Source organism: Streptomyces sp. NPDC031445 (assembly GCF_055581365.1).
The window spans coordinates 38,887-51,009 of the sequence record NZ_JBVIJO010000025.1; the positions used below are offsets into that span (position 1 = coordinate 38,887).

At 70.5% G+C, this 12,123-nt stretch carries 11 protein-coding genes and 1 pseudogene; 4 read left to right on the forward strand and 8 right to left on the reverse strand.

The annotated features are described in order from the left end of the window. Positions 1 to 265: 265 nt before the first annotated feature. Positions 266 to 1,330 (forward strand): annotated as a pseudogene (locus ACZ5DC_RS38705) (IS701 family transposase); the annotation flags it as partial. A gap of 216 nt (positions 1,331 to 1,546) precedes the next feature. On the opposite strand, the gene ACZ5DC_RS38710 reads toward ACZ5DC_RS38705, so the two are convergent. Next, a protein-coding gene (locus ACZ5DC_RS38710) for an IS5 family transposase (protein WP_468660885.1) occupies positions 1,547 to 2,445 on the reverse strand; the annotation gives its coding sequence in 2 pieces (ribosomal slippage) (positions 1,547 to 2,052 and positions 2,052 to 2,445; 900 coding nt in all). Positions 2,446 to 2,457: 12 nt separating this feature from the next. Beyond that, a complete protein-coding gene (locus tag ACZ5DC_RS38715) occupies positions 2,458 to 2,802 on the reverse strand; it encodes a transposase family protein (RefSeq protein WP_468660861.1) in 345 nt (114 codons plus the stop codon). Positions 2,803 to 2,981: 179 nt separating this feature from the next. Between ACZ5DC_RS38715 and ACZ5DC_RS38720 the strand changes: the two genes are divergently transcribed. Beyond that, on the forward strand, positions 2,982 to 4,580 hold the full coding sequence (locus ACZ5DC_RS38720) for an aldehyde dehydrogenase family protein (protein WP_468660887.1): 1,599 nt from the start codon (positions 2,982 to 2,984) through the stop codon (positions 4,578 to 4,580). A 327-nt stretch (positions 4,581 to 4,907) separates the two neighbouring features. On the opposite strand, the gene ACZ5DC_RS38725 is transcribed toward ACZ5DC_RS38720, so the two are convergent. Continuing rightward, complete coding sequence (locus ACZ5DC_RS38725) at positions 4,908 to 5,600, reverse strand: TetR/AcrR family transcriptional regulator (RefSeq protein ID WP_468660863.1); 693 nt, start codon at positions 5,598 to 5,600, stop codon at positions 4,908 to 4,910. 87 nt (positions 5,601 to 5,687) lie between these two features. Here ACZ5DC_RS38725 and ACZ5DC_RS38730 point away from each other — a divergent pair, with 87 nt between their 5' ends. After that, on the forward strand, positions 5,688 to 6,572 hold the full coding sequence (locus ACZ5DC_RS38730) for an SDR family NAD(P)-dependent oxidoreductase (RefSeq protein ID WP_468660865.1): 885 nt from the start codon (positions 5,688 to 5,690) through the stop codon (positions 6,570 to 6,572). Between the two features lie 431 nt (positions 6,573 to 7,003). Here ACZ5DC_RS38730 and ACZ5DC_RS38735 read toward each other — a convergent pair whose 3' ends face one another. The 4 genes from ACZ5DC_RS38735 to ACZ5DC_RS38750 all read right to left on the reverse strand — a co-directional run bounded on the left by ACZ5DC_RS38735 (position 7,004) and on the right by ACZ5DC_RS38750 (position 11,067). Continuing rightward, complete coding sequence (locus ACZ5DC_RS38735) at positions 7,004 to 8,365, reverse strand: phytoene desaturase family protein (protein ID WP_468660867.1); 1,362 nt, start codon at positions 8,363 to 8,365, stop codon at positions 7,004 to 7,006. A gap of 232 nt (positions 8,366 to 8,597) precedes the next feature. After that, positions 8,598 to 8,861: an FAD-dependent oxidoreductase gene (locus ACZ5DC_RS38740; protein ID WP_468660869.1), complete on the reverse strand. Its 264-nt coding sequence runs from the start codon at positions 8,859 to 8,861 to the stop codon at positions 8,598 to 8,600. A gap of 471 nt (positions 8,862 to 9,332) precedes the next feature. Continuing rightward, positions 9,333 to 9,899, reverse strand: a complete 567-nt coding sequence (locus ACZ5DC_RS38745) for a dihydrofolate reductase family protein (RefSeq protein WP_468660871.1) — start codon at positions 9,897 to 9,899, stop codon at positions 9,333 to 9,335. 271 nt (positions 9,900 to 10,170) lie between these two features. Then, complete coding sequence (locus ACZ5DC_RS38750; RefSeq protein ID WP_468660873.1) at positions 10,171 to 11,067, reverse strand: LysR family transcriptional regulator; 897 nt, start codon at positions 11,065 to 11,067, stop codon at positions 10,171 to 10,173. Between the two features lie 98 nt (positions 11,068 to 11,165). On the opposite strand from ACZ5DC_RS38750, the gene ACZ5DC_RS38755 reads away from it, so the two are divergent. Further along, the gene (locus ACZ5DC_RS38755) at positions 11,166 to 11,531 is read left to right on the forward strand and encodes a YybH family protein (protein WP_468660875.1); all 366 of its coding nucleotides are present in this window, start codon (positions 11,166 to 11,168) and stop codon (positions 11,529 to 11,531) included. Positions 11,532 to 11,665: 134 nt separating this feature from the next. On the opposite strand, the gene ACZ5DC_RS38760 is transcribed toward ACZ5DC_RS38755, so the two are convergent. Further along, the coding region (locus ACZ5DC_RS38760; RefSeq protein ID WP_468660877.1) for a helicase associated domain-containing protein at positions 11,666 to 12,123 on the reverse strand (458 nt) is incomplete at its 5' end.

Below are 12,123 nucleotides of genomic sequence, written 5' to 3' on the forward strand. Positions count from 1 at the left end.
GGCCGAGCGCCGGAGCGAGACCCTCCAGCACGGCCTGGCGAGGAACGGGCGCAAAGCCCTCGGCCACGCAGGTGTTGAAGATGGCCTCGTAAAGCTTCTCCGACCAGGTCGAGTTGGTCGGAGAGGAGAAGGACCCCGCAGGGCTCTTTTGGGCAGACGTAAGGAATAGACGGTCCATAACTCCGGGAGACCTCGTGGCACCAGGTGCGACATAGTACTGCAATCACAGTTACGGGGTTTGGTGTGATTGAGTGTCCCGGTGTTGGTGGGTCTTGGTGTGCGTGAAGTCGAGTCCCGGTGTGGGGTGTTGGCCGGGTTGCACGCGCGGTTCGCGTCGCGGTTTGCGCGCTCGGAGCCGCGGGGCCGGGCGTTGGAGTACATGGCCGGGCTGGTGGCACCGCTGGAGCGTAAGAACGGCTGGTCGCTGGCGGAACGCGCTGGTGAGGCGCATCCGATCGGGATGCAGCGGCTGCTGGGCGAGGCGGACTGGGACGCCGACTCGGTCCGCGACGACGTCCGTGACTTCGTCATCGAGAGCATCGGCGACAAGGACGCGGTGCTGATCGGTGACGACACCGGATTCCTGAAGAAGGGAGTGCGCTCGGCCGGGGTGCAGCGGCAGTACTCCGGAACGGCCGGCCGCACCGAGAACTGCCAGGTCGGCACCTTCCTCGCCTACGCCTCGCGGCGGGGGCGGGCGTTGATCGGCCGGGAGTTGTATCTGCCGAAGTCCTGGACGGACGACCGGGAGCGGTGCCGGGCGGCCGGCATCGGGGACGAGGTGTCGTTCGCCACGAAGATCGAGCACTTCCAGGCCATGCTCCAGCGGGCTCTGGATGCGAAGGTGCCGTTCGCGTGGGTGACCGCGGACGAGGCATACGGGCAGGTCAAGCGAGTGCGGTACTGGCTGGAGCAGCGCGCGGTCGCGCATGTGCTGGCGACCGAGGTCAACGACACCGTCATCACCACCCGGGGCGCCGGGGCCCGGGTCGACGCCCTGGTGGCCGGCCTGGCGCGGCAGGCATGGAAGCGCGTGTCCGCAGGAGCCGGCGCCCACGGGCACAGGTTCTACGACTGGGCCCGGATGCCGATCCGGATCCGGTGGGAGAACGGCTTCGGCCACTGGGTACTGGCCCGCCGCAGCGTCAGTGACCCGACCGAGATCGCCTACTACGTGGCCGGGGTCCGGTGGCAGGTCGAGGAATGCTTCCAGGCCGCGAAGAACGAGTGCGGCCTGGACCACTACCAGGTCCGCCGCTACGACGCCTGGTACCGGCACATCACCCTGTCCATGGCCGCACTCGCCGCACTGACCGCCATCCGCGCCCAGGAACTGTCAAAGGGGGGGCAGCGATCTTGGACAAACCCGCCTGATACCCCTGTCCGTCGCCGAGATCCGCCGCCTGACCGGACTGCTCCTCCGCCCACCACACCTCACCCCGACACACCATCTGCACTGGTCATGGTGGAGACGGCTCAGCCAGACCCGCGCTCGCCTCAGCCACTACAAACGGCGAGGCCAAACCCCATAACTGTGATTGCAGTACTAGGGTCTGTTGTGAAAGTGCTGGTCACAGCACTCGTTGATGGCTGCGACCAGCACGGTCGCTTCGTAGCGGACGGCGAGTTTGTCGTATCGGGTGGCGACGGCCCGGTGGCGCTTGAGCCGGTTGATCCCGCACTCGACCGCGTGCCGCTGCTTGTAGTCGTCCTTGTCGAACGCCGGTGGACGCCCGCCGCTCGAGCCGCGTTTGAGGCGGTTGCGGACCCGGTCCGCCGGAACCGGGATGGTGGCCTTGATCCCTCGTCTGCGCGGGTAGGAGCGATTGCCGCGGGAGTCGTACGCCTTGTCGGCCCGGACCCGGTCCGGGCGCTTGCGCGGCCTGCCGAGCCCCAGCCTCGGAACCCGGATGGCTTCCAGGACCGCCTCGAACTGCGGGGAGTCGCCCCGCTGCCCGGCCGTGATCACGACGGACAAGGGCTTCTGCCCCTGCTCGACGGCGAGGTGGATCTTGCTGGTCAGTCCGCCGCGGGAGCGTCCGAGGCCGTGGTCGGCCGGCTCGACGAAGATCCCGCCGGGTGGCTCCTTCTGCAGGTCCCCCTTTTCACCGCTCCGGCGGCGTGCTGGTGGGCCCGGCAGACGGTGGAGTCGACGTTGACGTCCCAGGTGATCAGACCCTCCGCGTCCGCCTCGGCCTGGAACTGGGTGAGGATCCTCGCCCAGGTGCCGTCCCGCTGCCGGCGCCGGAACAGGTCATAGACCCGGTCCCACGGACCGTAACGTTCGGGCACGTCACGCCACGGAGCACCGGTCCGGGTCCGCCACCGTATGCCGTCTGTCAACTGCCGCCGCGTCCACACCTGCGGCCGACCCGGCTTGATGCCCGTCGGCAGCAGGGGCTCAAGCCGGGCCCACTGGCCGTTCGTCAGATCCCCACGTCCCACGACAGGTGATCATCAACGAACAAGATCCACTTTCGCAACAGACCCTAGGGCGAGCCCCACGCGTTCCAGGGCGCGGTTGAGCCGCGTGGTGAACCGCGCATGCGGGACAGCCAGCTGGGAGAACGGCTCGGCGAACGTCCGGCGTGGGCAGTCCGCCGCCCCGCAGATGAAACGCCTGACCGTCAGCCGGATCACAAAACCCTGATCAGCCAGTGGAAGGTCCTTCAGCCTGCGCTGGTATCGATCGTGGACCCGGCCCGAGAAGCGGCCGCAGTCTGGACACGCCGCCGCGGCCGCGCGGCCTTTCGTCATCACCTCGACTGTGCCGAACGCGGCCGTGACCGCCTCGACGTCCACATCATTGATCCCGTCGAAAGTCCCAGAACGGTGTGTCGGTCTGCATGACCAGCACCATCACGGTCAACAACCGAGCAGAGCAGCGCACGGGCTGTACCTGAGGGAGCGTCACTTCCAACTGTCAGTCGACAAGGTGCACGCCGTCTCGCACGAACCAGCCACTCGCAATCTTCGCGGCCCTGCCGTGGGACAAGTTCCGGTTCACCGGGGGTACGGCCACGGGCAGGCGCATCCTGGAGGCGGCCGCGCCCAACCTCACCCCGGACATCCTCGAACTCGGCGGGAAATGCCTCGCGATCGTCCTTCCCGGCGCCGACATCCGCGCCCCGGCCGGTCAGATCGTCCAGGGCCGGCTCGGCAACTCCGGGCAGATCTGCCTGTCGGTGGACTACGCGCTCGTGCCCGACGACCGCCTGGAGGACTTCCTCGACGCGGCGCTCGACGCCGCCGTCCGCGTGTTCCCCACGGTTCAGGGCAACCGCGACTACTCAGCCATGATCAACGTGCCGGCGTACGACCGGATCCTCGCCCTCGTCGACGACGCCCGCGCCTCGGCGGCCCGCGTCATGCAGCCGGCCGCCCACGCCGCCGAGGAGCCCAGCCCCGAACGCCGCCAGCTCCCCCTGACCATCGTCGCGAACCCCAGGCCCGGCTCCCGGGTCGACCAGGAGGAGATCTTCGGCCCGATCCTGTCCGTCTACACGTACCGCTGCGTCGACCAGGCCATCGCGCTCGTCAACTCCAAACCGAAGGCGCTCGCCCTCTATGTCCTGGGCTGGAACCGGCGGTCCATCGAGCACATCGTCACCTCCACCGGCGGCGTCACCGTCAACGCCGCTGCGCTGCATGCCATGTCGGGCAGCATCGGGTCCGGGGGAGTCGGCCCGAGCGGGATGGGCCGCTACAAGGGTGGCCGCGTCGGCTTCGACGCCTTCTCCAACACCAAGGCCGTCGTCCGTGCCAGCCGGCTCCTGCTGCGCGTGGCGGGCGACAACGCCGCCCCGCCGTTCCGCTCGGACCGCGCGCGACAACCTCCTGCGCATGGCCCGCCTGCCTCGTCCTCCCGAAGGGGCGTGAGCGGCGGGAGGTCTAGGCTTCCCTCCATGAGCAGTACCGCCGGTTTCCAGCGGGCGCGCCGGCCCGAGCAGGTCGCGGCGCGGCGGGAAGCCATCCTCGACGCCGCTCGCGACCTGCTCGCGGACGGCCGATCGGCAGACGTCAGCCTCGGCGACATCGGCTCACGCACCGGCCTGGCCAAGTCCGCGCTTCTGCGGTACTTCGGGACCAGGGAAGCGATCTTCCTGGAGATCCTCGACCGTGAGTGGAGGCAGTGGCTCGACACCCTCGACGCGTCCACCCTGCCCCCGTGCAGCGGACCGTGGGCCACCGAGCGCGCCTTCGCGGCCTCCGTCGCCGACACCTTGGCGCGGCGCCCGGTCCTGTGCGACCTGATCAGCGTTATGGCCGGCGTCCTCGAGCGCAACATCGACATGGCCTTCGCCCGCGACTTTAAACAGCGCGCCGCCGCCAACACCGACCGGCTCGCGTATCTCACCGTTGCGACGCTTCCGGCACTGTCAACCGCCGCAGCGCAGCAGTTCGCGGGGGCCGCCTTCATCATCACCGCCGGCCTGTGGCCCTACGCCCGGCCCACCGACGTCGTCGCGGCGGTGAGCGCGCAGATGGGCCTCCCCGACCCCGAGGAGGCGTTCCTCGCCAACCTCCGCGCCGGCCTGGTGGCCCAGCTCATCGGCCTGTCCGCACAGGCCGGCGCCTGACGCGGCGCGGTTCAGGCGCCCAGGCGGTCGATGCCCGGGCCGAACAGGACGCGGTCAGAGACGGATTGGCGCGTGACGCCGAGCATGGCGCGGCCACGTGACCCCGCCCTGCCGTCCGCCGAGACGGAGACGACGTCCACGGTCGCCTGACGGCCGGCCCCCGCGTCGGCGGTCACCACGTCGGGCCGAGAGCCGGCTGGGGCAACGGCCGTATGCGGCAGGAGCCTTGCCTGCACCGCCCGGGGTGGGTGGAGCGACCGTGCGGGGCGGGACAGGGAACCCCTGCCGCGGCACCCGCGGCCCTTCGCCGGTTCGAGCCGCCCACCCTCACCGGTCCACGCCCGGCCGCGCGCCGGGTGGGGTGCTGCGGGTGTGCTGCGCTCCCGACACGACGGTCTCGAGTATCCGGGCGAGCTGCTCACGGAAGCGCAGCGCGTCGTGGGCCCATCGCGGCTCCTGCTCGTAGAGCTGCCGCAGGGTGGGGCTGGGGCGGCTGAGCTGGTAGAGGTAGGCGGCGGCGCTCATGGCGACCGTGAGCACGGTGCGTGCTCCGTCGGGATCGAGCCCCGCTTCGGTCGCCACCAGCGCGTCGGTCATCTCGTCGTACGCCTTGGTGGCCGCCGTCTTGTAGTTGCGTGCCCGGTCGAGGCGTACCGCGCCTTCGAGGCTGAGCACGACGTGGGTGAGCAGATCGCAGAACAGCGGCAGCCGCTCCAGCGACGCCGTGACCGCCTGGGCGACCTCGTGGGCGGTCCGCGGCGAGGCCTCGGCCAGGGCGTCGAGGAGACCGGCGCACCACTGGCTCCAGCCGTGCTCGGCGAGTTCGAGGAGCAGTTCCTCGCGCGACTCGAAGTAGCGGCGTAGCGCGGAGGGGTGCAGCCCGATGTGGGTGGTGACCGCGGTGAGCGTCACCTCTCGCACGCCGTGCGCCAGGCCGAGTTCGGTGGCGGCGGTGAGGAGCGCGTGCCGTCGTTCCTGCTTCGCTTCGGCGGACCGTGCTCGGCGTCGGATCTCTTCCACGGGACCAGGCTAACGCAAGCCCTTTGACATATCTCCGTTCCCCTGTTGAACTAATAACGCATGCCCATTGCGTTAAAGGAGAACATCATGAGCTCGGTCTTCTTCGTCACCGGGGCCTCACGCGGTCTGGGACGAGCGATCGTCGAGGAGGCCTTGGGTGCCGGGCACCGCGTCGTCGCGACCGCCCGCCGCCTCGGCGCGCTCGACGACCTGGTCGCCAGGTACGGCGAGAGCGTCCACGTCGAGCCTCTCGACGTCACCGACGCCGCCGCGGCACAGGCCGCCGTGGAGAATGGACACGCCGCCTTCGGCCGCCTCGACGTCGTCGTCAACAACGCCGGCCAAGGCGACCGGGTCGCGCTGGAGGACACCACCTTGGAGGTGTTCCGGCGGCAGGTGGAGACCAACTTCCTCGGCACGGTCCACGTGACCAAGGCCGCCGTGCCGCTGCTGCGCCGGCAGGGCGGCGGACGGATCATCCAGATCTCCTCCCTGGGCGGCCGGATCGGCAGCCCGGGGATGACGGCGTACCAGTCTGCGAAGTGGGCCGTCGGCGGCTTCAGCGAGGCCCTGGCCGCCGAGGTCGCACCGCTGGGCATCAAGGTCACCGTTCTGGAGCCCGGAGGAATGCGGACGGACTGGGCCGGCGCCTCCATGCAGACCCCGCAGATCAGCGAGCCCTACGCACAGTCGGTCGGAGCTTCGGCCCGCGCGATGGAGGGCTTCGAGAAGGTCGCCAACGGCGACCCGGTCAAGGTGGCGCGCCTCGTCCTGGAGGTCGCCGAACTGGAGGAGCCGCCGCTGCGGCTGCTCGCCGGCAGCGACGCCTTCGAGTTCGGGCGCGCGGCGTGGCGCCAGCGCCTGGAAATCGACGAGCAGTGGGAGGCGCTCAGCCGCAGCACCGACGTCGACCGGTCGGACACCACGTGGCGCGACCAGCGGGGCACGAGCGTGCCCGACCTGAACGCCTGACCGCAGAGGCCGGGGCCGCTGCCGCCCGGGGGCCGACCCGGGACTCACCGCGCCTGATGTAGCCGCTCACGGCCGTGCACGCCACGCTTCTCGACTCCACGGGCCACGACCCGCTCTCCGTTTGACCACCGCGGTCGCCGTCGGCGGCTGCCACGACGCCCGCCACAACGAAGGCGGCCTTCGGTAACTGCCCGACCGCTCCCGCCACGGCATCCGCGCCAGCCAGGTTCCCGACCCGTGCCCCGCCCCGGTGGTTCGCGCACCGTCCGGGCGGCCGGGGATGCTCAGCGGGTGGGTGTAGTTGCACACGCCGTGGTGGTGAAGGGACTGTGTCCCCGGGCCTCACCTATTGCCTGCGGGGACGATCATCCGGCTGACGCCCCGCAGAGCCCTTCGCCGCGTAGGCGACCACCCTTTCACGACCACCCGCATCACGGGCTCAGCCCCGGCCGGCGGCCACGCCGGCCGGGGCTGAGCCCTGTCCGGGGGAGGGCGTGACCGGGGTGGGGTGCGCAGTTGCCACGGTCGTGGACTGGACACCACCCCCACACCCGGTCCTTCGGCGGAGGTGGCGGCCACGGATCGGCCGGCCCGGTGGAGTCAGAGTCGTCGGGGCTCCGTGGAGCACCGATCGAACCGGGTCTTGTCATGACAACGTGGTGGCCGTGTGCCCGCCCCGTCCGCAGGGTCTGGGTCAGCGGCGGTTGCTCCGGCGCGTGCCGCGGATGAGCCGCTGTGCCACCAGGTGTCCCGAGCCACCGCCGAGCCCGGGGCCGGGGTGGGTGGAGGCACCGATGTGCCACAGGCCGCGCACGGGCGTGGTGTGCCGGGAGGCGCCGGGCACCGGGCGCCACAGCAGGTTCTGGTCGAGTTCGGCCGAGCCGCCGTAGGGTTCGCCGGCCACCGCGTTCGGGTTGTACGCGGCCAGGGTCCGGCGGTGTGACGGCGTCCCACGCCAGCACCTTGTCCGGCAGATCGGGCGCATGGCGGGCGATTCGTCCGAGAACCCGGCGGACGTACCCCTCGGTCAGCTCCTCGGTCCAGCGGCCTGCCGCGTCCAGCTCGCCCGCCGCGTCGCCGATCGGCTCGTACGGCAGTTCCTGGAGCTGGATCCACAGGGCGGCCGCGCCCTCCGGCACGCGCAGCGGGTCGAGGACGTACTGCTGACCGACGACCACCGTGGGCCTGCGCGGCAGCAGACCCGCCTCGGCCTCCGCGCACGCGATCGCGGTGCTCGCCGACCCGTCGCTGAGGTGGAGCAGGGGCACGCCGGCCAGGCGCTCGTCGTGCCAGCGCAGCGGGGCGGAGAGGGCGACGTGGAGCTGCATCGCGGAGCGTCCGTAGCGGTAGTACCGGGCCCGGTCGCGGACAGCGGGCGGGACCGGGGCGTCCGGCGGCAGCAGCCGGCCGTACAGCGCGGTCGGGGTCACGGAGGCCAGGACGGCGTGGCGGCCCCGGATGGTCCCGCCGTCGGCGACCACGCCCGTGACCCTGCCGTCCGTGAGGATCAGTCGCTCCACCGGCTGCCCGGTGCGGATGTCCACCCCGAGTTCGCCGAGCAGCCTCTCGTAGGCGCGGACGAAAAGGTGGGCGCCGCCCGCTACGACAGGGACGCCGAAACCGTGCAGCGCGGCGGCGATGGCGGGCAGCATCAGGCCGCCCGAGGCGTGGTCCGGGGACAGTCCGGGGACAGTCCGGCGCAGCAGCCACGGCGCCCACAGCGCGTCCGGCTCGTCGCCGCGGAACGGGCTGCGGCAATACGAGCGGCCGCTGGTGACGGTGGCCACAGCCATGCCTCGGTACCGTCGAAACGCTCGCGGCGCAGCAGTCTCACGACGTGGCGGAGGACGCGCGGCGAGCGCAGTTCGTCGCCCAGGATGCCGCCCACGGCGTCGATGTTGTCGAGGAACCGCTGCAGCATGGCGAGGTAGGCAGCCCGGTCCTCCGCGTGGCCGAACGTCTCCGCCGTGGCCGCGGGGTCGCGGTGGGCGAGGACCACGCGGCCGCCGTCGGTGACGGTGCCCGTCACCAGGCCGTCTGTGTTGCGGTGCGATGCAGGTCCTCGCCGAGCGCGGCATAGGCCCGGCCGGACACGAACAGCGGGTGCCACGAGGAGTAGGTGTCGTGCAGGTAGCCGGGCAGGGTCCGCTCCTCGGTGGCGATGAAGCCGCCCAGCCGACGGCTCCCTTCGACAAGCGCCACCGACCAGCCGCCCTTGGCCAGCTCGGCGGCGGCGACCAGGCCGTTCACACCGGAACCGACGACGATAGCGTCGACCGTACCTGTCATCTCATCAGCCTCCTCGATCCCTGGACCGGCTCCCGCGGGAGGTCCCGCGGGAGCCGGTCACTCGGCCGACGGGTGGGGCGGGGCCCTGCCTCCCACCCACCTTCCTCCCGGGAACCGGGCACTTCCAAAGGGAGCAGCCCACCCGTAGGCGCGTGTCGGGTCCCGGGTACGGCGTCGCCGGGCCGACGTCGCCCGGTCGACGGCCCCGGCCCGCGAGGTGCCGAAGCGGAACCGAACCGGCACGCCGCAAGGAGGTTCTGCGGGCTGTGTCCCCCGGCCGGTACCCGTGCGCTGCTGGAGTGGTCGGCACCGGCACCGGCACCCTGGTGGGGACGGGACCTGATGCCGGTGCTTCGGTCAAAGCCCGCGGACACCGTGGGTCCACGGGGCATCACTCGTGGGCCTGGGCGTGTGTAGCGGGGAAGATCGCCGCGACGGTGCGGGGGACACCGTGAGCCGGCGCCAAGCTGCTCAGCGTCTCTTCTCATACCTGGTCAGGACCACGCCGCCGGGAAACGTCCGCGTCTCCACCAGGTGCAGGTTCGCCCAGCTGTCCAGAGCGGTGAAGAACGGCGTGCCGCCGCCCACCAGGACCGGATGTGCGACGATCACATACTCGTCGATCAGCTCGGCGCGCATGGCCGCACCGGCGAGCGTTGGGCCGCCGATGTTCATCGGGCCGCCGTCCTCGGCCTTGAGCCGACTGATCTCGGCGATCGCGTCATCCGTGACCAGCCGAGTGTTCCAGTCGACCTTGTCGATCGTCGAGGAGAACACCACCTTCGGCGTGTCCCGCCAGTTTCGCGCGAACTCGATCTGCGCCGGGGTGGCGTCGGGCTGCTGGTCGCCGGTCGGCCAGTAGGAACTCATCGTCTCCCACAGCTTGCGCCCGTACAGCGACAGGCCGCTCCTCTGCTCGTGGTCGAGCCACCACTGGAACAACTCGTCGCTCGGTGGTCCGCCCCAGCTGATGTCATCGCCGGCCGCGGCGATGTAGCCATCCAGGGTCAGGTTCATGCCGTAGATCAGTTTCCGCACGGCCCAGCCTTTCCGTCCATGGGTGTCCGGCGTGTGGACCAACGCGGCGCACAAAACTCATCGGTGCGCGATCTGGCTGCCGGACCTGGCCAGCGCGCTGGTCGCCCGGCTACGTGCCGCGCGCCGCAAGGCCGTAACCACAGCTGCTGGCCGAGTTCACCGGTGGCCCGCCTCGCCCGCCCGCCCGTTGCATCAGCCGACGTGCATGCCGGGATGCCCTGGTGACACCGCCTGCTGCGCCTGGCGCTGCCTGAAGCCGCTGGGGTGGCCTCTACTGGTGCAGCCCCAGAAAGTCCGTGAAGGCTTGTCGGCTGTGCACGAGCAGTTCGCGTACCGAGGGGTTGTGTGCGCTCTTCCAGATCAGAGCGAGCAACGCTGGTGTTTCGACATCATCGATGGTGCGGGCGGTGAGCCGGTCGCGGTAGCTCGCGGCCATCGAGTTGCTGAGGATGGCGACGCCGAGCCCGCGGGCGGCGAGGTCCGCAAGGGAATCCGCGGCGCTGGCTTGCAGCGCGATCGAGGGTCGGAGGTTCTGTGCGGCGCAAGCCTGGTCAAATACGGCGCGCAGGCCGGTGCCGGGGGGCATGCACACGATCGGGTAGGCGATCAGGTCGTGTAGGGTGACCCGTCGCTGTTTCGCCAAGGGGTGCCCGCCCGGGACTGCCGCGATGAGCCGTTCGCTGACGATTGTCAGCACGTCCAGCCCGTCGGGGGCGGCCGTTGCGGTCCCGATGAGTGCCAAGTCGATGGCGCCGGTACGCACCCCTTCGACAAGCCGGTCGGAACTGTCCTCCAGCAGCGAGATCTCCACACCGGGATGCGCCTCGTGAAATACGGCGAGGGCTTCGAAGAGCGGGGTGAGGGTGCAGCCGATGACCATCCCAACGGTGAGCCGGCCCCGGATCAGGCCGGTCACCTCGCCCACTGCCTGGCCGACTGCCCCGGCTGCGGCGAGTGCGGCGCGGGCGTGTCTAAGTGAGGCCTTCCCCGCGACGGTGAGGGTGACAGTTCGGGCCGACCGGTCGAACAGTTCGGCACCGAGTTCCCGTTCGAGCTGGCGGATCTGGGCGCTGACGCCGGACTGACTGATGTGCACCCGCTCGGCCGCACGGGTGAAGTTCTGCTCTTCGGCGACTGCGACGAAGTATTCCAGCTGCCTTAGTTCCATGCCTGCGAATTCTAGTTTACAGAAGATCCATCTATTGGACTTCTGGCTGACGGGCGATCACGCTGAGAAGTGCCAGAGCCCGACATCAGGAGGAACCCATGCCGGAGTACGAGAAAGCGATGCGGCCCGAGGACATCACCCGCTTGTTCGTCGAGCGATCCAATGCCGGTGACGCAGCCGGGGTCGCCGCGCTGTACGAAGAGGACGCAGTGATGGCCTACCCGCCCGGCGAGCTGACGGTGGGGCGGGACGCGATCCGTGCGCTATGGGAGAAGGTGCTGGCCAACGGCCCCCGCTTCGAGACGGAACAGCCGCTGCCGACATTGATCAGCGGCGACATCGCCCTCACCTCGACCCCGCCCAAGGACGGAGCCGGCGCGCGGGCACAGGTCGTCAGGCGTCAGCCCGACGGAAGCTGGCTGCGCCTGCTCGACCAGCCTGAGTTCGTCCCGCCCACCCCCTGATCCCGTCACCTCCGAAAGTTCGCAAGGACGGGCGCTGTTACATGGGATCTTGATGAACGGTCCCAGACCCACGAGGAAGAACCGAGGCGGTAGCACCACTTACTGAACCCTGGCCCGCCTGCTGCCGGTCGGGGTTACCAGCGCATGCCGAGTTGGTCGAGTTCGGCGCGTCGTTCGGGGGTGAGTTTGCCGGCGCGGCGGCGGGTGTTGTCCAGGAACGTGCCGAGCTTAATATCGACCGCTTCCCCATCGACGTCCACGCGCTCGACGTGCTTCCGCGCGGGGCGTAGGTGTCCCTCGCGGGCGTGGTACTGCCGGGCGGCGCGCAGGTTGAGTGCCCACTTGTCGCCTGCGGTGAGTTTCCCGGGCCGGGTCTCGGGGCCGGCGGGTTCCAGGGCGAGCGTGCTCCTGAGGAGCCACTGCTGGGCGGGGGTCAGCTTGTCCCACCCCTGCCGCTGCGCGACGGCCCATGCCCCGAGATCCTCACCCTGCACGATGAGTCCATCGGCCGTCTCGGGGAGCGCGCCCCCGGCCTGTACGTGGGCGCGCGCGAGGGTGAAGCAGCGCTGCCATGCCACGCTCCACCCCAGCG

What these genes read in the sequence shown, in the direction of transcription:
- ACZ5DC_RS38750 (WP_468660873.1), bottom strand. Translation starts at nt 11,067, where the DNA reads ATGGAACTAAGGCAGCTGGAATACTTCGTCGCAGTCGCCGAAGAGCAG.
- ACZ5DC_RS38755 (WP_468660875.1), top strand. Translation starts at nt 11,166, where the DNA reads ATGCCGGAGTACGAGAAAGCGATGCGGCCCGAGGACATCACCCGCTTG.
- ACZ5DC_RS38730 (WP_468660865.1), top strand. Translation starts at nt 5,688, where the DNA reads ATGAGCTCGGTCTTCTTCGTCACCGGGGCCTCACGCGGTCTGGGACGA.
- ACZ5DC_RS38740 (WP_468660869.1), bottom strand. Translation starts at nt 8,861, where the DNA reads ATGACAGGTACGGTCGACGCTATCGTCGTCGGTTCCGGTGTGAACGGC.
- ACZ5DC_RS38735 (WP_468660867.1), bottom strand. Translation starts at nt 8,365, where the DNA reads ATGGCTGTGGCCACCGTCACCAGCGGCCGCTCGTATTGCCGCAGCCCG.